Source organism: Lacimonas salitolerans, from assembly GCF_042677865.1.
GTDB lineage: Bacteria > Pseudomonadota > Alphaproteobacteria > Rhodobacterales > Rhodobacteraceae > Lutimaribacter > Lutimaribacter salitolerans.
Genome location: NZ_JBHUDD010000159.1, coordinates 17571 through 37046, shown reverse-complemented (window position 1 = coordinate 37046; position 19476 = coordinate 17571). Strand labels below are relative to the sequence as shown.

Below are 19476 nucleotides of genomic sequence, written 5' to 3'. Positions count from 1 at the left end.
ATGGGGGGCGACGTGGCCGGGACGGATCGCACATCACTGCCGGAGGGCGGCAAGGCGCGCAGGGTGTACCTGCTGTTGCGCGACGAGATGAGCAATGGCACCTATCCGCCGGGCAGCCATCTGCCGGGCGAGCAGCGGCTGGCCGAGATGTTCGCCGTCAGCCGCGTGACCGTGCGCCGGGCGCTGGATGCGCTGGACGCCGACGGGCTGGTGGCGCGCCGCGCCGGGTCGGGCACGGTGGTGCGCGCGCAGGATGGCGCGGCGGCGGTGGCGGCGGATTTCACCTCTCTGATGCCGCAGCTGGTGGCGATGGGGCAGTCGACGACGGCGCGGTTGCTGTCGTTCTCTTATGGCGCGGCCCCGGACACGGTGGCGCAGGCAATGGGGCTGGAGCCCGAGGCGCGGGTGCAGACCGCGGTGCGCGTGCGTTCGGTGCAGGACCGGCCATTCTCGCATCTGACAACCTATGTGCCCGAGGCGATTGCCGCGAATTATACCGAGGCCGATCTGGCCACCACGCCGCTGTTTCGCCTGCTGGAGCGGTCGGGTGTGCAGGTCGAGGCGGCTCATCAGTCGGTTAGCGCCACGCTGGCGTCGCCCGATGTGGCGCTGGCGCTGGGGGTGTCCGTCGGCTCGCCCCTGCTGTCGCTGCGCCGGGTGGTGCGGGATTCGGACGGGCAGGGGGTCGAATACCTGTCGGCCCTGTACCGCGCCGATCTGTTCCGGCTGGAAATGACGCTGAACAGGGTGGGCGGCGACGACAACCGCCATTGGGAGCCGGTGATCACCCCCGCCCCCGAGCAGGAGGCGGCAGAGTGATGGCGCGCCGGATGCTGGACAAGCTGTGGGATGCCCACGAGGTGCTGCGCCGGGACGATGGCACATCGCTGCTGTGGGTGGATCGGCACCTGGTGCACGAAGGCTCGCACCACGGGTTTGCCAAGCTGGCGGCGCGGGGCATGCCGGTGGCCGAGCCGGAGCTGACATTCGCGGTGGTCGATCACTATGCGCCGACACGCGGGCGCGACAATATTCAGGCGGCGGACATTCGCCGCATGATCGAGACGCTGAACAGCAATGCCGCCACTCACGGACTGCGGCTGTTCGGCCTGCACGACCCCGGTCAGGGGATCGTGCATGTTCTGGGGCCGGAACAGGGGCTGACCCTGCCGGGGCTGACGGTGAATTGCGGCGACAGCCACACCTCGACCCACGGGGCGTTCGGCGCGCTGGCCTTTGGCATCGGCGCGACCGAGGTGGCGCATGTGCTGGCCACGCAGACGATCTGGCAGGCGCGCCCCAAGGTCATGCGCATCACGGTCGAGGGGCGGTTGGGCCCGTCGGTGACGGCCAAGGACATCGCCCTGCACTGGATCGCCCTGCTGGGAGCAGACGGGGCGCGGGGCCATGCGATCGAATACGCCGGATCGGCGGTGCGCGGGCTGACGATGGAAGGCCGGATGACCCTGTGCAACCTGTCGATCGAGGGCGGCGCGCGGCTGGGGCAGGTGGCACCGGATCAGGTAACGTTCGACTATCTGCGCGGGCGGCGCTTTGCGCCCAAGGGTGCGGATTTCGACCGTGCGGTGGCCGAGTGGTCCGCGCTGGCCAGCGACGCGGATGCCGTTTTCGACCGCGAGGTCGAGATTGACGCGGGCGTTATCGCGCCCACCGTGACATGGGGCACCAGCCCGGAAGAGGCGATGCCGATCACCGCCACGATCCCCGACCCGGCCACCCTGCCGACGGCCCGCGCAGATCGCGCGCGCGAGGCGTTGGCGTATATGGGGCTGACCCCCGGTGCGGCGCTGGCGGGCACGAAGGTGGATCAGGTCTTTATCGGATCGTGCACCAATGGCCGGATTGAGGACTTGCGCCTTGCCGCCGCCGTTCTGGCGGGGCGACGGGCGCGTGTGCCGGGGATGGTCTCGCCCGGGTCGGCGCTGGTCAAGCAGCAGGCCGAGCAGGAAGGGCTGCACACCATCTTTACCGATGCGGGGCTGGAGTGGGCCGATGCGGGCTGTTCGATGTGCGTGGGCATGAATGGCGATCTGGTCGCGCCCGGCAATCGCTGTGCGTCGTCCACCAACCGCAACTTCAAGGGTCGGCAGGGGCGCGGCGCGCGCACCCACCTGATGAGCCCGGCGATGGTCGCCGCCGCCGCCGTGGCGGGCGAACTGACCGATGTGCGCCCGATGCTGGAGGGCCGGGCATGAGCGGTTGGCGCATCCATGACGGCACCGCACTGGCCCTGCCGCAGGAAAGCATCGACACCGATCAGCTTATCCCGGCGCGGTTCATGTCGCGGCCCCGTACGGAAGGGTATGGAGATTACCTGCTGCACGATCTGCGGTTCGACGGCGCGGGCGCGCCGGTGGCCGATATGCCGCTGAACCGGCACCCCGGCGCGACGGTGCTGATCGCACGGCGCAATTTCGGCAGCGGATCAAGCCGCGAGGCGGCGGTGTACGCGCTGGTGGATTACGGGTTTCGCGCGGTGATCGCGCCCAGCTTTGGCGACATTTTCGCGGGCAACGCGGTGAACAATGGCTTGCTGCCTGCAAGGATGGAGGAGGGGCAGGTCGAGGCGCTGATCGCGGCGCTGGGGGATGGCAGGGCGCAGGCGCGAATCGACCTTGAGGCTGCGATAGCGACCATTGGCGGCGCGGAATATCCCTTCGATCTGGACCCGATCCGGCGCACCAAGCTGATGAACGGCTGGGATGATATCGACATGACGGCCAGCCATCACACCGAAATCGCCGCGTATCGCACGGCGCGTCGCGCGGCGCATCCCTGGGCCTGGCCCAGCACATGAACGCCCGCCCCGACAAACGGGTGGCACCAACCGGGGGCACGACCCCCACAACAGGGCGGGGGCAACCCCGGAAAAGGAGAACAAGACGATGAAACACGCAATCATGGGCGGCGTCCTTGCCGCCTCGACACTGGCGATGACGGCGCAGGCGCAGGAAACCCTGACCGCTGTGCACGCCTTTCCCGAAACGCTGATCTACACCCAGTCGTTTTTCGAGTTCGTCGAAAAGGTGAACGCGGCGGGCGAAGGCGTGGTGCAGATCGAGGTGCGCGGCGGCCCCGAGGCGATCGGCATGTTCCAGCAGCCCGACGCGGTGCGCGACGGGATCGTGGACATGGTCTATACCCCCGGATCGTTCTATGCCGGGGCGCTGCCGGAAAAGGATGCGATGGTCACGTCCAACCTGACTGCCGTCGAAACCCGCGCCAATGGCGGGACCGAGATGATCGACCAGATCCATCAGGAGAAGATGGGTGTGAAGTACCTGGGCTGGTTTGACAGCGGCGTGTGCTACAACCTGTGGACCCGCAACGCGCCCGAGTTCGACGCCGATGGCAATCTTGAGGTCGAAGGCCTGAAACTGCGCGGCAACGCGGTGTATAATGCCTTCTTCACCAATTATCTGGGCGCGCAGGTGATCGACCTGCCCACGACCGAAGTGTATTCGGCGCTGGAGCGCGGCGTGGTCGATGCGACCGGCTGGACCCAGATCGGGCTGATCGACCTGAAATGGAACGAGTTCCTGAACTACCGGATCGAGCCGTGCTTTTTCTCGACCGACCTGGGCGTGATCGTGAACCTGGACCGCTGGAACGGCCTGTCCGACGAGGCGCGCACGATCCTGCAGGATGTGGCGATCCAGCACGAGAAGGACAGCGTCGAGGCCCTGCGCACCAAGCGCGACGAGGATTTCGCGGCGCTGGAAGAAGGCGGCATGCAGGTGGTCGAGCTGGAAGGCGAGGCGCGGGCGAATTACCTCGAGGCCGCGCGCAGCACCACATGGGAGCGCATGAAAGGCCTGATGGCCGAGCACCCGATGGGCGACGGCCTGTATGACGAACTGATCGCCAAGTTCTACGATCTGTCGGCGGAATAATCGCCCAGCCGGGCGGTCCCGTTGTGGGGCCGCCCATTTCCCATGAAAGGGCAGGACATGCAGGCGCTTGGCCGGGTCTATACCGGGTTTCTCTACCTGATGGCGGGCATCGCGGGGGCGATGCTGCTGTGGCTGATGGTGTCGGTCATCGTGTCGGTGACGATGCGCAATCTGGGCCTGCAGCCCTTTGCCTGGCTGTTCACATCCGCAGAATATGCGCTGCTGTACATGACCATGCTGGGCGCACCCTGGCTGGTGCGCGAAAAGGGCCATGTGCATATCGAACTTGTCACCGCCGCCCTGCCGGGGCCCCTGCGCCGGGTGGTCAGCCGGGGTGTGGCGGCCCTGTGCGTTCTGGTCTGCCTTGTGCTGGCGTGGAAGGGGGCCGATCTGGTGGCGACCAACCTTGCGCGCAACGATTATGACGTGCGGGCCTATTACTTTCCGCGCTGGATGCTGACGATCTCGTTCCCGGTGTGCTTTGGCCTGATGGCGGTGGAGTTTTCGCGGTTCGTCTTTGGCGACGACCTGATGCATTCGGGCGAGGCGGGGATACACGAATAATGGAATGGTACGAGGCACTGGCCCTGCTGCTGGGGTCGATCATCGGGCTGATGGCGATCGGGATGCCCGTGGCGCTGGCATTTCTGGCGGCCAATATCGTAGGGGCCTGGGTGTTCATGGGCGGCGAACGGGGGATCTCGGCGCTGTTGAACAACGGGCTGGGATCGCTGACATCCTTTGCGCTGGTGCCGATCCCGCTGTTTCTGCTGATGGGCGAGATATTCTTTCACACCGGCCTTGGCGCGCGGATGTTCAACGCCATCGACCGGCTGATGGGCAAGCTGCCGGGGCGGCTGAGCTATGTCACGGTTCTGGGCGGCACCGGGTTTTCCACCCTGTCGGGATCGTCGATGGGCTCGACCGCGCTGCTGGGCAGCCTGATGGTCCCCGAGATGAGCGCGCGCGGCTACAAGAAACACATGTCGATCGGGCCTATCCTGGGAACGGGGGGGCTGGCGATCATCATCCCGCCCTCGGCGTTGGCGGTGCTGCTGGCGACGCTGGCGCGGATCGACGTGGGCGCGTTGCTGATCGCGGGGATCATCCCGGGGCTGATCTTGGCGTCGTTCTACATCGCGACGATCTGGGTGCAGACCCGCATCGACCCCACCGCCGCCCCCGCCTATGAGGTCGAGCACATGCCGCTGGGCCAGAAACTGCTGCTGCTGGCGCGCGACGTGATCCCGATGCTGTCGGTGATGGTGATCATCGTGGCGATGATGGTGGGCGGCATCGTCACCCCCTCCGAGGCGGCTGCCTTTGGCGCGCTGGGGGTGCTGATCCTTGCGGTGGTGTTCCGCTGCCTGACCTGGGAGGCGATCAAGAAATCGGTGGTCGGCGCGATGCGGGTGACCCTGATGGCCTATCTGATCGTGTTCGGCTCGGCCACGTTCAGCCAGCTTCTGGCGTTTTCCGGCGCATCGCGGGGCCTGATCAACTGGGCCACCGGGTTCGAGCTGGCCCCGATCGCCATGCTGTGCGTGATGTTTGCGGTGCTGCTGTTGCTGGGGATGTTCATGGAGCAGATCAGCATGATGCTGCTGACCGTGCCGATCTTTTTCCCGCTGGCGCAGACGCTGGGGTTCGATCTGATCTGGTTCGGGCTGATCATGCTGCTGGCGCTGGAGATCAGCTTTACCACGCCGCCCTTTGGCCTGCTGCTGTTCGTGATGAAGGGGGTGGCCCCGCCCGAGACGACGATGCGCGACATCTATGTGTCGGCATTCCCGTTCATGGGCTGTTCGTTGCTGCTGGTGGTGCTGCTGGTGATGTACCCGCAACTGGCCTTGTGGTTGCCGGGGCTTTAGCGTGATCCGGCGGTGTCGCTGACGCGACGCCCTGTATCTCGGCCCGTTCCGGGCCTCGGGGTCAAGGGGCGCTGCCCCTCTTGGCCGTTGGCCAATTCACCCCGGGATATTTGAAGAGAGAGGAAGAACAGGGGGGCAGGCGGATGTGGTCCATCGCGGCGATCACCAGCGGGTCGAGGCCCGATGCGCCATCGGCCACATGGGCGGCCAGTTGCGCGCGCATCCGGGGTTCCCAGAAATCATTGATATGGGCGGCAATGCGTTGGGGTTGATCCGTGCCCGGCTGGGACCTGAAGAAGGTGGCGATCTGGTTGGCCATCATGGTCAGTTTCTCAGGCGACATCGCTGCCTCTTTGCGTGATACGTTGCGGATGGGCGTAAAGGTCGAACCCGTCGCCGCGTGCGAATGTGGCCAGCGTCAGGTTGGCATCCTCGGCCATTTCGACCGCCAGCGCGGTGGGGGCCGATACCGCGATCAGCACAGGCGCGCCGGCCATCACGCATTTCTGCACCATGTCCACCGATACCCGGCTGGTGATGACGACAGCGCCGGTGGCGGGGTCGGTGCCCTGTCGTGCCAGCGCGCCGATCAGCTTGTCCAGCGCGTTGTGGCGGCCCACATCCTCGCGCGCCAGGGTGATCCCGTGGCCCGGTTGCAGAAAACCCGCCGCATGGGTGGCGCGGGTGCGGTCGTGCAGCGGTTGCTGCGCGCGCAGGGCGTCACTGGCCCCGGCCACCTCTGCATGCGACAGACGCAGGTCACCGTCGGGCAGGCGGGGAAGGGCGCGCAGGGCGGCATCCAGGCTGTCGATGCCGCACAGCCCGCAGCCCACCGGCCCCAGCATCGCGCGGCGGCGCTGGTGCAGCAGGGTGGCACGGTCGGCACGCAGCCAGAACCGGGCCTCGATCCCGCGGTCGTGCCGGAGCTCTTCGAAGCCCTCGATCTGGTCCAGTCCGTCGATCAGCCCTTCGGACAGGGCGAAGCCATGGGCGAAATCGGCGATATCGGCTGGGCTGGCCATCATCACCGCCTGCGTCGACCCGTTGAAGACCAGCGCCACCGGCACCTCGTCGGGCAGGGCGCGGGTGATGGCGCGGGCGGCGCCCGATTGCACCGACTGCCCGTTGCGGGTTCTATGCGCGCGCGTGCCCATGATCATTCCGCCGCCGGCAGGATGCGGCGCGCGGCGGCGGCCTGCGCGGTGTAGTCCTGTTGCCACTCGCTGGGACCGTTCGACGCGCTGACCTGCACCGCCGTCACCTTGTATTCGGGGCAGTTGGTGGCCCAGTCGGAATAGTCGGTGGTGATCACGTTGGCCTGCGTGTCGGGGTGGTGGAAGGTGGTGTAGACCACACCGGGGCTGACCCGGTCGGTGATCTTTGCACGCAGGCTGGTTTCGCCCGAGCGTGACGCCAGACGCACCCAGTCGCCATCGCGCAGGCCGCGGTTCTCGGCATCGTGCGGGTGGATCTCCAGCACGTCCTGGTCGTGCCAGATCACGTTTTCGGTGCGCCGTGTCTGGGCCCCGACATTGTATTGCGACAGGATGCGCCCGGTGGTCAGCAGCAGCGGGAAACGCGGGCCTGTGCGTTCGTCTGTCGCCACGTATTCGGTGACGATGAACCGCCCCTTGCCGCGCACGAAGCCATCGACATGCATCAGCGGCGTGCCTTCGGGGTTGGCCGCGTTGCAGGGCCATTGCACGCTGCCCTTTTCTTCGAGCAGGGCGTAATCCACCCCGGCAAAGCTGGGCGTGGTGGCGGCGATCTCGTCCATGATCTGGGCGGGATGGGTATAATGCCAGGGCGCGCGACCGGCATCCTGCAGCATGGCGTTGGCCAGAAGCTGCGTCACCTCCCAGTCGGCATAGCCGTTGCGCGGCTTCATCACCTCGCGCACGCGGTTGATGCGACGCTCGGCGTTGGTGAAGGTGCCGTCCTTTTCCAGGAACGTGCTGCCGGGCAGGAAGACATGGGCATAATTTGCCGTCTCGTTCAGGAACAGGTCATGGACGATGACGCAGTCCATCGCCGCCAGACCTGCGGCGACATGCTTGGTGTCGGGGTCCGATTGCAGGATATCCTCGCCCTGGCAGTAAAGCCCCTTGAACGTGCCATCGACGGCCGCGTCCAGCATGTTGGGGATGCGCAGGCCCGGCTCGGGGTCGATCGTGACACCCCACAGCGCGTCGAACATGGCGCGGGCATCGTCGTTTTTGACATGGCGGTAGCCGGGCAGTTCATGCGGGAAACTGCCCATGTCGCAGGCGCCCTGCACGTTGTTTTGTCCGCGCAGCGGGTTCACGCCCACGCCGGGACGGCCCAGGTTGCCGGTCAGCATGGCCAGGTTGGCGATCGCCATCACCGTGGTCGATCCCTGCGAATGCTCGGTCACGCCCAGCCCGTAATAGATGGACCCGTTGCCGCCGGTGGCGAACAGGCGGGCGGCGGCGCGCAGGTCTGTGGCAGGAACCCCGGTCAGCATCTCGGTCGCCTCGGGGGAATGGCGCGGATCGCTGACGAAGGCGGCGTAATCCTGAAACTCGTCCCAGTCGCACCGCTCGCGGATGAAGGCCTGATCCATCAGCCCCTCGGTCACGATGACATGCGACAGCGCGGTGACCACGGCGACGTTGGTGCCGGGTCGCAGGGGCAGGTGATGGGCCGCGGCGACATGCGGCGATTTCACCAGGTCGATCCGGCGGGGGTCGATCACGATCAGCTTTGCACCTGCGCGCAGGCGCTTCTTCAACCGCGCCGCAAAGACCGGGTGCCCGTCGGTGGGGTTGGCCCCGATCACGATCACCACGTCGGTGTGTTCGACGCTGTCGAAATCCTGCGTGCCCGCAGAGGTGCCGAACGTCTGGCCAAGGCCATATCCGGTGGGCGAATGGCACACCCGCGCGCAGGTGTCGGTGTTGTTGTTGCCAAACACAGCGCGGGCCAGTTTCTGCACCAGAAACGTCTCTTCGTTGGTGCAGCGGCTTGAGGTGATGACGCCGATGGATTTCTGACCGTATTGCGCCTGCAATCCGCGCAGGCGGTTGGCGGCAAAACCGATCGCCTCCTCCCACGTGACCTCGCGCCATGGCTGGTCTATCTGCTCGCGGATCATCGGGTTCAGGATGCGGTCCTTGTGGCTGGCATAGCCATAGGCGAACCGCCCCTTGACGCAGGAATGGCCGCGGTTGGCCTTGCCATGCTTGTAGGGCACCATGCGCACGACCTGATCGCCCTGCATCTCGGCCTTGAACGAACAGCCCACGCCGCAATAGGCGCAGGTGGTGATCACGCTGCGCTCGGGCGTGCCCATCTCGATCACCGATTTTTCCTGCAAGGTGGCGGTCGGGCAGGCCTGCACGCAGGCCCCGCAGGACACGCAGTCGGAGGCCATGAAGTCTTCGCCAAAGCTGCCCGCCGACACGCGGCTGTCAAACCCGCGCCCGTCGATGGTCAGCGCGAATGTGCCCTGCACTTCTTCGCAGGCGCGTACACAGCGGTTGCAGACGATGCATTTCGACGGATCATAGGTGAAATAGGGGTTGCTGTCGTCTTTCGGCAACCACTCGGGATTGGCCTCGCCGCTGGTGTTGCGAGGGGCAAAATGGTTGGCCAGCGCGCCGCCTTCGGGCGCCTGATACCGCACGTCGCGCAGGCCCACGGCACCCGCCATGTCCTGCAATTCGCAATCGCCATTGGCCGAGCAGGTCAGGCAATCCAGCGGGTGATCGCTGATATACAGCTCCATCACGCCCTTGCGGATGCGGCGCACCTTGTCCGATTGGGTGCGCACGGCCATGCCGGGGGCCACCGGCGTCGTGCAGGACGCGGGCGTGCCGCGCCGGCCCTCGATCTCGACCACGCACAACCGGCACGACCCGAAGGCCTCCAGACTGTCGGTGGCGCACAGCTTGGGCACCGCGATGCCCGCCTCGGCCGCGGCGCGCATGACGGATGTGCCTTCGGGGACGGTCACATCGAAGCCGTCGATGCTGAGCGTCACCATGATATCCGAGCGGGATGCGGGCGTGCCCATGTCGCGGTCGTCGGGAATGATGAAATCCTTCATCGCGCGGTCCGCTGCTTCATCTTGCCAAGTAAACTCCGGGGGGAGTGGGGGGCAGAGCCCCCCACCCGGTCGCCGCGCACCGCGCGGCGCAACACCTGCGCCATCCTCATTCCGCTGCCTCCCGGTCTCGGGCGAACTCGTCGGGGAAATGCGTCAGGGCCGACATCACCGGGAACGGTGTAAACCCGCCAAGCGCGCACAGGCTGCCGTCCTGCATCGTCTCGCACAGGTCGGTCAGCAATCCGACCGCCGCCGCATCGCCCGCCGCGATGCGGTCGATGGTTTCGACCCCGCGCACGGCCCCGATGCGGCAGGGCGTGCACTTGCCGCAGCTTTCCACCGCGCAGAATTCCATCGCAAACCGCGCCATGCCCAGCATGTCGGCCTGATCGTCGAACACCACCAGCCCCGCATGACCCAGCAGCCCGCCCTTGGCGTCCAGTTCCTCGTACCCCAGTGCGGCGTCGAACTGTGACACCGGCAGGTAAGCCCCCAGCGGCCCGCCGACCTGCACCGCCTTGACGGAACGGCCCGTTGCGGTGCCGCCGGCCAGATCGTTGACCACCGTGTCCAGCGTCATGCCGAACGCGGTCTCGAACAGCCCGCCGCGCGCCACGTTGCCCGCGATCTGCAGGGTCACGGTGCCGCGCGACCGGCCCAGGCCGAAATCGGCATAATGCTGCGCGCCACGTTCGAAGATCACCGGCACGGTCGCCAGCGAGATCACGTTGTTCACCACCGTGGGCTGGCCCAGAAACCCCTGCAACGCAGGCAGAGGCGGCTTGGCGCGCACGACGCCGCGCTTGCCTTCCAGGCTGTTGAGCAGGCTGGTCTCCTCGCCGCAGACATAGGCGCCCGCGCCCACGCGGATTTCCATGTCGAACGCCCGGCCACTGCCCAGCACATCGGCCCCCAGCACGCCCGCGTTGCGCGCGATCCCGACCGCGGCCTGCATCACGGCGATGGCGTCGGGGTATTCGCTGCGCAGGTAGACATAGCCGCGCGTGGCGCCCACACCCAGACCCGCTATGGCCATGCCTTCGATCAGGGTAAAGGGGTCGCCCTCCATCAGCATGCGGTCGGCGAATGTGCCGCTGTCGCCCTCGTCGGCGTTGCAGACGATGTATTTCTGCGCGGCTGGCGCGTCATGCACGGTCTGCCACTTGATGCCGGTCGGGAACCCGGCCCCGCCGCGTCCGCGCAGGCCCGAAGCCTTGACCTCGTCCACGATATCCTGACCGGTCATCGCCAGCGCCCGGCGCAGCCCTGTCAGCCCGCCATGGGCCGCGTAATCGTCCAGCGACAGCGGGTCGATCACGCCGACGCGGGCGAATGTCAGCCGGGTCTGGCGTTTCATCCAGTCCAGATCGTCGACCGGACCCAGCGCGCGGGGATGCGCGGACAGATCGCCGAACAGGGCGGGCACATCAGCAGGGGTGATCGGGCCGAAACCGTGGCGCAGGCCGTCTATTTCGACCTCCAAGAGCGGTTCCAGCCAGATCATGCCGCGCGTGCCGGTGCGGATCAGGGTGATCTCGACCCCGCGTGCCTGCGCCTCGGCGCGGATCGCGCGGGCAACGTCCTCGGCCCCCAGCGCCTTGGCGGCGGCGTCCTGTGGCAGGTAGATCTTCATGGTGTCACCCCGTCCAGCACGGCGGCGATGCGGGGTGCATCGGCGCGGCCCATCAGGTCGCCGTCGATCTGCACGGCGGGTGCGCAGGCGCACAGCCCAAGGCAATAGACCGCTTCCAGCGTCACGGCCCCGTCGGGCGTGGTTTCACCCCAGCCGATGCCCAGCCGGTCCTGCATCTGCGCGGCCAGCGTGTTCGCGCCCATAGACTGGCATGCCTCGGCCCGGCAGATGCGGACGACGCGGCGGCCTGCCGGGGCGGCGCGGAAATCGTGGTAAAAGCTGATCACGCCCGCCACTTCGGCCCTGCTGATGTTCAGCCGTTCGGCGATCAGCGGCACGGCGGCCTGCGGCACAAACCCGAACTCGGCCTGCAACGCGTGCAGGATCGGCAGCAAAGGCCCTTCAAGCCCGTCATGGTCAGACAGGATGCGGGCCGTGCTGTCGCTCAGCACGTCTTGCGGCACGACGGGTGGCTCGGTGGCGGCGGCGTCCGGGCGCATGTGTATCTCCCACAATAGGCAGGGAAACTGTGCGGGCGCGCGATACGGATATCAATATCGATATTTCGTTGGATGATAGGCTGCGCCTATGATGTCGCGCCCGCACGCTCATCCGTCGCAATCCGCCCCGCAACGCGGAACAGCGCGGTCAGAACCGGGGTCTGCGCGTCCTGATGGGGCGCGATCAGCCCCACCGTGGGTGCGCCCCGGGTGGCGGCGATGGGCACGACCGACAGGTCATGGCCAAGCGCAAGGAATCGGGCGTGATCCTCGGGCAGGATCGTGGCCTGCCCGCCGTTCAGCACGGTGGCGACCAGAACGATGGTCGAGCCGCTTTCGATCTGCGCGCGCGGGGTCACGCCGGCTTCCATGAAGTTGCGGTTGATGATGCGGCGGTTCTGCATGTCGGGGGTCAAAAGCGACAGCGCGGCATCGCCCAGATCGGACCATGCCAGCCGCGCGCGCCCCGCCAGCGGATGATCGCCCCGGCAGACCAGCGCATAATGCTCGCGATACAAGGGGGCCGAGGTAACGCGTCCCAGCGGTTCGTTGTCGAGATAGGAAATGCCGACATCGGCATCGAGGTTTTCCAGCTGCTCCAGTATCTCGACCGACGAGCGTGACAGCACCGTAAAGCTGACATTCGGGTGCGCTTTGGCGAAATCGGTGGTCAGCCGTGCCGCCCATGTCAGGGCGGTGGGGATCACGGCCAGCCGCAGGTGGCCCGACAGCCCCTCGCGCACGGCGCGCATCTCGTCGCGCAGGCGGCGGGTGTCGCCGACGATCTGGCGCGCCCAGGTCAGGGCGCGCTGGCCCTCGGGTGTCAGCCCGCCATAGCGCGAGCCGCGCTGCACCAGCTTGACGCCCAGATGATCCTCGAGCTGCTTGATGCCGCTGGACAGGCTGGGCTGCGTGATGCCCAACCGTTCGGCGGCGCGGCCGAAATGCTGTTCGCGGGCCAGCGCCAGCAGCATTTCAAGCTGTTTGATCATCGGGGTTTCCTATCGCTGTCTGGCTTGGTGATAGCGGATGGGAATTGTCCTGTCAGCCCTGTTGCAGCACCTCGTCCGCCAGCGCGGCAAGGATGCGCGCGCCCTGCGGGATCAGGTCGTCGGGGAAATCGAAATCGGGGTTGTGCAGGGCAGGCTGATCGGTGCCTGACCCAAGGAACAGCATCGCAAGCTCGCAGTCACCGCCGAAGCGCCCGAAATCCTCGGATGGGCGCAGGGGCAGGGGGGCGGGGCCGTGCGGGATGCCCAAACGGTCCAGCGTGCGGGTGGCGATGTCGGTGGCGGCCTGCGTGTTGTGCGTGGTCAGGAAAATGTCGTGCCAGTCGATCTGATGGCCCAGGCCCTGTTGCCCTGCCAACGCACCCACCAGCGCCGTGGCCTGATCGACCAGCCCAGCCATCACGTCGTCGCGCAGCGCGCGCAGGGTGACATAGAGCGTGGCGTCGCCCGGCGCGATGCCAAAGGCAGGCTCGCCCAGCCGCGCGTGACAGACCGTGGCCAGCCGAAACCCTGCGTCGCTGTCGGGGCGGCCATGCGACAGCCCCGACAGCGCGGGCATCAGATGCGCCAGCGCCGCCATGGGCGAGGTGCCGTTTTCAGGCTCCGAGGCATGGGCGGTGCGCCCGCTCAGCCGCACGCGCATCCCGCGCGACGCGCACATGACCGGCCCCGCGCGCAACGCCACATGGCCCAGCGGAAGGCCCGGCAGGTTGTGGATGGCAAAGGCATGGCTGGGGCGCAGATCGGCAAAGCGGGGATCGTCCAGCACACGGGCGGCCCCGGCGCCGTCTTCCTCGGCGGGTTGGAACAGCAGGGTGACGCGCCCGCGCGCAGGGCGGTGACGGCCAAGGATATGCCCCGCCCCGGCCAGCATCGCCATATGCCCGTCATGGCCGCACAGATGGGCGATGCCAGGGATGGTCGAGCGGTGGGGCAACGCTCCCACCTCGTGTATCGGCAGGGCGTCAAGCTCGCATCGCAGCAGGACATGCGGGCCGGGCTGGCCGCTGTCATAGGTGGCGACGACGCCATGCCCGCCAAGGCTGGTGATCATCTGGTCGGGTTTGGTGCCTTGCAGCATGTGCACGACCCGCGCGGCGGTCTGCGCCTCGTGCCCCGACAGTTCGGGATGGCGGTGCAGATCGCGCCGCCAGTCGGTCAGGGCGACGATCTCGGAATTGCGCAATTTCTGGTGTGTCATGGGTGCACTCTAGCCGTGCGAAAGCATGGGTAACAGGTGTTTGTCATACAAACTTCACTTGCCGACTCGGCTATAATTCGAATATTCACGAAATATGGAAAAAGAGACCATCCTGCGCCTGTCTGCCCTGGCCCATCCGCAGCGTCTGTCAATCTTTCGACTGCTGATGCGGCGCTATCCCGACCAGCTTGCCGCCGGTGAAATCGCGGTGACGCTGGCGCTGAAACCGTCGACCCTGTCGGCCTATCTGTCGGCGCTGACGCAGGCCGGGCTGGTGACGCAGGCGCGGTCAGGCACGTCGCTACGGTACGGCATTGATATGTCAGGCGCGCGACAGATGGTTGATTTTCTTGTGAAAGATTGCTGCCGGGGCCGCGCGGATCTGTGCGCCCCCTTTCCCCTTGCGCATCAGGAGCGTTCCATGACCGAAGGTAAATACAACGTGCTGTTCATCTGCACCGGCAATTCCGCCCGCTCGATCTTTGCCGAGGCGGCTTTGCGCGCCACGGCGGGGGACCGGTTCACAGTCCATTCCGCGGGCACCCGGCCACAGTCCGAACTGAACCCCTTTGCGCTGGAGGTTCTAAGCGCCAAGGGCCATGACATCACGCCGCTGCGCGCCAAGAACGTGACTGAGTTCCAGGGGCCGGATGCGCCGCGTCTGGATTTCGTGTTCACCGTCTGCGATCGCGCCGCGAACGAGGAATGCCCGGCCTGGGAAGGCCAGCCTGTCACCGGCCACTGGGGCGTGCCCGACCCGGTCAAGGCGACCGGGACCGAGGCGCAGAAGGCGCTGGCGTTCCAGCAGGCCCATGGCGCGCTGGCCAACCGCATCCGCGCCTTCGCCGCGCTGCCGCTTGAGACGCTGGACAAGATCGCGCAGCAAAAGGCGGTGGATGACATTGGTCGCGTCGCGGACGAAGCGGAGGCAAAGGCGTGACCACTTACGCCATCAACGGCATGGGCCGGATCGGAAAGCTGGCGCTGCGCCCCTTGCTGGAGCGTGGCGCGCATGTGGCGTGGATCAACGACGGGGTGGGCGATGCGGAAATGCACGCGCACCTGCTGGAGTTCGACACGGTGCACGGGCGCTGGCCTGCAGAATTTTCGCATGACGACAAGGGCGTTATCATCGACGGCACCCATATCCCGTTCATCGGGACTCGCGATCTGACCGACCTGCCGCTGGACGATGTGGATGTGGTGATCGACTGCACGGGGGTATTCAAATCCGAGGCGAAACTGGCCCCGTATTTCGACGCGGGCGTGAAAAAAGTGGTCGTCTCGGCCCCGGTCAAGGACGGGCCGACCGCCAATATCGTCTATGGCGTCAATCACGACACCTATGATGCGGATGCGCACAGCATCGTCACGGCTGCCTCGTGCACCACCAATTGTCTGGCCCCGGTGGTCAAGGTGATTCATGAAAACCTGGGCATCAGGCATGGCTCGATCACCACGATCCATGACGTGACCAACACGCAGACCATCGTGGACCGACCCGCCAAGGATCTGCGCCGGGCGCGGTCGGCGCTGAACAGCCTGATCCCCACCACCACCGGCAGCGCCACGGCGATTACCCTTATTTACCCAGAGCTTACCGGGCGTCTGAATGGCCATGCGGTGCGGGTCCCGCTGCTCAACGCGTCGATCACCGATTGCGTTTTCGAGGTCGAGCGGGCGACCACGGCAGAGGAGGTGAACGCGCTGTTCAAGGCCGCCGCCGAGGGGGAACTGGCCGGTATCCTGGGCTACGAGGTCCGCCCGCTGGTCAGTGCCGACTACACCAATGACACAAGGTCGGGGATCGTCGATGCGCCCTCGACCATGGTGATCAACGGCACGCAGGTGAAGCTCTATGTCTGGTATGACAACGAGATGGGCTATGCCCACCGGCTGGTCGATGTGGCGCTGATGGTGGGCGACAGCCTGTGACCGGATGGCCCGGAAAGGGCCATGCACCGCCCATGCACATATCATGCACAGCCCATGCAGACGCCGGACGGGGACGCGACGGATGACAGACACGAGTGACAAACCCGAAGGGCTGAGCGCCTATATCGCCGTCACGGCGGCCTATTGGGCGTTCATGCTGACCGATGGCGCGTTGCGGATGCTGGTGCTGCTGCATTTTCACACGCTGGGATTCAGCCCGGTGCAACTGGCCTATCTGTTCGTGCTGTACGAGATCGCGGGCATGGTCACCAATCTGTCGGCGGGCTGGATCGCGGCGCGGTTCGGGCTGACGGCGACGCTGTATGCCGGGCTGGGGATTCAGGTGCTGGCACTGCTGTCGCTGGCGCAGCTTGATCCGGGGTGGGGCATCGCTGCCTCGGTCGCGTTCGTGATGTGCGTGCAGGGGGCCAGCGGCGTGGCCAAGGATCTGGCCAAGATGGCGTCGAAATCCGCCGTCAAGCTGCTGGCGCCAACCACGGGCGACGGGCTGTTTCGCTGGGTTGCGGTGCTGACCGGATCCAAGAACGCGGTCAAGGGAGTGGGGTTCCTGCTGGGCGCGGCGCTGCTGGCCGGGTTCGGGTTCGTGCCTGCGATCTATGGCATGGCGGCGGTGCTGGCGGTGATATTGGGAGCGGTGGTCGTGCTCATGCCCTCGGGTCTGCCGCGCGGACGCAAGGGGGCCAAGTTTTCCGAGGTGTTCTCGAAATCGGCCAATGTGAACTGGCTGTCGGCGGCGCGGGTGTTCCTGTTCGGTGCGCGCGACGTGTGGTTCGTGGTGGGCATCCCGGTCTATTTCTATGCCGTGCTGTCCGACGGGTCCGAGGCGGGCAATCGCGCGGCCTTCTTCATGATCGGGACGTTCATGGCGGTCTGGATCATCCTGTATGGTGCGGTGCAGGCGGCCGCGCCGCGCATCCTGCGGGCGCGCGACCGGGACGAGGGCGCCTTGGTGCGCGCGGCGCGTGGTTGGGCGCTGGCGCTGGTGGCAGTGCCGGTGGTGCTGGTGGCGGCCCTGCTGGTGTCGGGCGGGCCCGCGCCCTGGCTGACGGTGACCATCGTGGCGGGGCTGCTGATCTTTGGCGCAATCTTTGCCATCAATTCCTCGCTGCATTCCTATCTGATCCTGGCCTTTACCAAGGCCGAGCGGGTGACGATGGATGTGGGCTTTTACTACATGGCCAATGCGGGGGGTCGGTTGCTGGGCACGGTGCTGTCGGGGCTGACCTATCAGGTGGGCGGGCTGGCCCTGACGCTGGGGACGGCGGCGGTGATGGTGGGATTGAGCGCGCTGATGGCCGGGCGGCTGGATGCGTCGGGGGCGGCGCGCGCGGCCTGACGGGCCGTCGCGCGGGCAGGTGGCTATGACTTTACATGCCGGGTGCCCGGCGCGGGCGGCGGATTGGGTGGCCCGGCAAAGCATTGCGCATGTTCCATCCATGTCTGGGCCACGGCACCTTCGACCTGCAACGATGTGTCGGACAATGCGCGGGTCTGCGTGACGACGGCGGCGAAATCCAGCGCCGGGCCGGTGATGCGCCCGGCGGCGTCATCCCCATAGTCCCACAGCGCGCCCGAGGGGGCGGTCAGCGCCAGCGCGGGCATGGTTTCGGGCACGTCCAGACCGTTGACCTTGTGCGACCAGCCAAAGGTATTGACCCCCAGAACCACGATGTTGCGCAGGCGGTCGGACTCGGTGCGGATGTGGCCGAGGGTGTCGAACACCTCGAACCCGTGGGCCCATGTCTCCATCTGTCGCGCGGTGATGGACGAGCGCGCGGACATCGACGGCCCGGCCCAGGGCAGGCGGGTCTTTGGGTCCATGTCGATCCAGCGGGTGGCCATGCCGCGGGCGTGGGTGATCCATGCGTCGCGCAGGGCGGGGCCGCGTTCGGGGACGGCGGCATCCTCCGGCGCGCGCATGCCCTTGCCGCCCTGAAGCGCGGCGACCACGGGGGCGATCATCCGTTGAAACGCGTCTTCGTCCTGCGCCGAAAGGTCGGCGGCGCGGTTCCAGAAATGCAGGTGCACCAGCACGTCGTCGATCGTCCAGCCCTTGAACTGGGTCGGCGTGGCGAAGGCCGGTTCGGGCAGGTCTGCCAGTATACTGTGCAGGGCCTCGGATTCGGCGCGGAAATCGGCGGCTTCGGTCAGGGTCATGGGGTGTCCTTTGTTGCGGGTCTGATCGCCTTTGGCCTTGGGGCAAGGGTAGGGGGCCGCTGCTGCGGCTTCAATTTCAAAACGGCAGGGGCCGTCGTGGCCGGGGTATGCCGCGGTTTTGCCATGATGCTGACGCATGCGCGCCAGATTTCATTGGCATTCGATTTGGGATGGCAGCCCGCAAATTCGCGGGTGTCTGGTGTTTGTGCGAGGTTCAGATGGCAGATCAACACGACAAGGTCGGGCAGGACCCCGACCTGATGGCGATCCGGTCGCTTTTGCAGGACCAGGAGGCGGTGCCCGAGCAGGCGGTGCCAGGCCCTGAAAGACGCCACACGGCCACCCGACAGCACAGACCGCCCGAGGCGGAGACGCGCCCGAAGGCCCCGGACACGGCAGAGATGGGCAGCGGAACGGCGGTGCGGGCCCTGCCCAGGGTCCTGATGGACCGGGTGCGCGGCTATCGCCCGACTCGCCGCCATGTCGCGCTGGCGATTCTGGCCATGCTGGCGCTGCTTCGGCCCTGGCTGCTGGTGGCGCTGATCGTGCTGCCGCTTGCCGTGCTGGCAGGGGTGTTTGCGACACTTGGGTCAGAGCGGGTCTGGGCCGGGGTATTGCGCGGCTACAAGCGGTATCACGCGCGCAGCCCTGCCCGGGCCGAGCGGCTGCGGCGGCGGGCGGATGCCTTTGCCCTGCGCTGGGATGGGTTTCTGGACCGCTTCCCCGAAGGACTGGCCGATGCGCTGGCCCTGCCGGATCTGACTGCCCTGCAAGAGTCGGAGGCGCGGCATGAAAAGGCGCTGGACCGCCGGTTTGATCGGTTGCAGTCCGACGCGCGGATGCAATAAGGCCGACGGCACACTTGAATTCATCGCGGCACCCGCGTATGTGGGCGGCTGATCCGATACAAAAGGTGCTGGCATGGCGCGCACGAACCCCCTTCAGTTCATTCAGCAGACCCGGGCAGAAGTTGCCAAGGTGGTCTGGCCGACCCGGCGCGAAGTGCTGCTGACCACCGTGATGGTGTTCATCATGTCGGCGCTGACGGCGGTTTTCTTTGGTCTTGTCGATCTGGGCATCCGCAGCGGTCTGGCCGTTGTTCTTGGCTATTTCGGCTAGTCACCGGGCCATTTGTCATTTCTGCCCCGCAGGGTTGCCTTGGCAG

Annotated in this window: 19 protein-coding genes; 11 read left to right on the top strand and 8 right to left on the bottom strand. The window is 66.6% G+C overall.

Annotated elements, in window-relative coordinates; genetic code table 11:
- Positions 1-12: 12 nt before the first annotated feature.
- The 6 genes from ACFTOW_RS19175 to ACFTOW_RS19150 all read left to right on the top strand — a co-directional run bounded on the left by ACFTOW_RS19175 (position 13) and on the right by ACFTOW_RS19150 (position 5785).
- Positions 13-819, top strand: coding sequence for a GntR family transcriptional regulator (locus tag ACFTOW_RS19175; protein ID WP_379918778.1), 807 nt, complete (start codon positions 13-15; stop codon positions 817-819).
- Positions 819-2216: a 3-isopropylmalate dehydratase large subunit gene (gene leuC / locus ACFTOW_RS19170; protein ID WP_379918776.1), complete on the top strand. Its 1398-nt coding sequence runs from the start codon at positions 819-821 to the stop codon at positions 2214-2216. Before ACFTOW_RS19175 ends, leuC begins: the two co-directional genes overlap by 1 nt.
- Positions 2213-2818 carry a 3-isopropylmalate dehydratase small subunit gene (gene leuD, locus ACFTOW_RS19165; protein ID WP_379918774.1) on the top strand — a complete coding sequence of 202 codons (606 nt, stop codon included), beginning with the start codon at positions 2213-2215 and terminating at the stop codon, positions 2816-2818. The genes leuC and leuD overlap by 4 nt, the downstream gene beginning before the upstream one ends.
- A gap of 88 nt (positions 2819-2906) precedes the next feature.
- Positions 2907-3914 (top strand): TRAP transporter substrate-binding protein DctP, encoded by a 1008-nt coding sequence (dctP, locus tag ACFTOW_RS19160; protein ID WP_379918772.1) that lies wholly within the window; start codon positions 2907-2909, stop codon positions 3912-3914.
- 57 nt (positions 3915-3971) lie between these two features.
- Complete coding sequence (locus ACFTOW_RS19155; protein ID WP_379918879.1) at positions 3972-4478, top strand: TRAP transporter small permease; 507 nt, start codon at positions 3972-3974, stop codon at positions 4476-4478.
- Positions 4478-5785 carry a TRAP transporter large permease gene (locus tag ACFTOW_RS19150; RefSeq protein ID WP_379918770.1) on the top strand — a complete coding sequence of 436 codons (1308 nt, stop codon included), beginning with the start codon at positions 4478-4480 and terminating at the stop codon, positions 5783-5785. The genes ACFTOW_RS19155 and ACFTOW_RS19150 overlap by 1 nt, the downstream gene beginning before the upstream one ends.
- A 61-nt stretch (positions 5786-5846) precedes the next feature.
- On the opposite strand, the gene ACFTOW_RS19145 is transcribed toward ACFTOW_RS19150, so the two are convergent.
- From ACFTOW_RS19145 to ACFTOW_RS19115, 7 genes are all read right to left on the bottom strand, one after another.
- Positions 5847-6128: a formate dehydrogenase subunit delta gene (locus ACFTOW_RS19145; RefSeq protein ID WP_379918768.1), complete on the bottom strand. Its 282-nt coding sequence runs from the start codon at positions 6126-6128 to the stop codon at positions 5847-5849.
- The gene (fdhD, locus tag ACFTOW_RS19140; protein WP_379918766.1) at positions 6118-6945 is read right to left on the bottom strand and encodes a formate dehydrogenase accessory sulfurtransferase FdhD; all 828 of its coding nucleotides are present in this window, start codon (positions 6943-6945) and stop codon (positions 6118-6120) included. Before fdhD ends, ACFTOW_RS19145 begins: the two co-directional genes overlap by 11 nt.
- A complete protein-coding gene (gene fdhF, locus ACFTOW_RS19135) occupies positions 6942-9854 on the bottom strand; it encodes a formate dehydrogenase subunit alpha (protein ID WP_379918764.1) in 2913 nt (970 codons plus the stop codon). The genes fdhD and fdhF overlap by 4 nt, the downstream gene beginning before the upstream one ends.
- 106 nt (positions 9855-9960) lie before the next feature.
- On the bottom strand, positions 9961-11487 hold the full coding sequence (locus ACFTOW_RS19130) for a formate dehydrogenase beta subunit (RefSeq protein ID WP_379918762.1): 1527 nt from the start codon (positions 11485-11487) through the stop codon (positions 9961-9963).
- A complete protein-coding gene (locus tag ACFTOW_RS19125) occupies positions 11484-11987 on the bottom strand; it encodes a formate dehydrogenase subunit gamma (protein ID WP_379918760.1) in 504 nt (167 codons plus the stop codon). The genes ACFTOW_RS19130 and ACFTOW_RS19125 overlap by 4 nt, the downstream gene beginning before the upstream one ends.
- Before the next feature lie 86 nt (positions 11988-12073).
- Positions 12074-12979 (bottom strand): LysR family transcriptional regulator, encoded by a 906-nt coding sequence (locus ACFTOW_RS19120; protein ID WP_379918758.1) that lies wholly within the window; start codon positions 12977-12979, stop codon positions 12074-12076.
- Between the two features lie 52 nt (positions 12980-13031).
- Positions 13032-14198 carry an amidohydrolase gene (locus ACFTOW_RS19115; protein ID WP_379918756.1) on the bottom strand — a complete coding sequence of 389 codons (1167 nt, stop codon included), beginning with the start codon at positions 14196-14198 and terminating at the stop codon, positions 13032-13034.
- Between the two features lie 94 nt (positions 14199-14292).
- Here ACFTOW_RS19115 and ACFTOW_RS19110 point away from each other — a divergent pair, with 94 nt between their 5' ends.
- The 3 genes from ACFTOW_RS19110 (at position 14293) to arsJ (ending at position 17490) form a co-directional block, all read left to right on the top strand.
- Complete coding sequence (locus tag ACFTOW_RS19110) at positions 14293-15138, top strand: arsenate reductase/protein-tyrosine-phosphatase family protein (protein WP_379918754.1); 846 nt, start codon at positions 14293-14295, stop codon at positions 15136-15138.
- Positions 15135-16133, top strand: coding sequence for an ArsJ-associated glyceraldehyde-3-phosphate dehydrogenase (locus tag ACFTOW_RS19105; RefSeq protein WP_379918752.1), 999 nt, complete (start codon positions 15135-15137; stop codon positions 16131-16133). The genes ACFTOW_RS19110 and ACFTOW_RS19105 overlap by 4 nt, the downstream gene beginning before the upstream one ends.
- Positions 16134-16215: 82 nt before the next feature.
- Positions 16216-17490 (top strand): organoarsenical effux MFS transporter ArsJ, encoded by a 1275-nt coding sequence (arsJ, locus tag ACFTOW_RS19100; protein ID WP_379918750.1) that lies wholly within the window; start codon positions 16216-16218, stop codon positions 17488-17490.
- 23 nt (positions 17491-17513) lie between these two features.
- On the opposite strand, the gene ACFTOW_RS19095 is transcribed toward arsJ, so the two are convergent.
- Positions 17514-18311, bottom strand: a complete 798-nt coding sequence (locus ACFTOW_RS19095) for a TIGR03084 family metal-binding protein (RefSeq protein ID WP_379918748.1) — start codon at positions 18309-18311, stop codon at positions 17514-17516.
- Positions 18312-18529: 218 nt separating this feature from the next.
- Here ACFTOW_RS19095 and ACFTOW_RS19090 point away from each other — a divergent pair, with 218 nt between their 5' ends.
- The gene (locus tag ACFTOW_RS19090; RefSeq protein WP_379918746.1) at positions 18530-19159 is read left to right on the top strand and encodes a hypothetical protein; all 630 of its coding nucleotides are present in this window, start codon (positions 18530-18532) and stop codon (positions 19157-19159) included.
- Positions 19160-19232: 73 nt separating this feature from the next.
- Complete coding sequence (secE, locus tag ACFTOW_RS19085; protein ID WP_379918744.1) at positions 19233-19430, top strand: preprotein translocase subunit SecE; 198 nt, start codon at positions 19233-19235, stop codon at positions 19428-19430.
- The last annotated feature ends 46 nt before the right edge of the window (positions 19431-19476 follow it).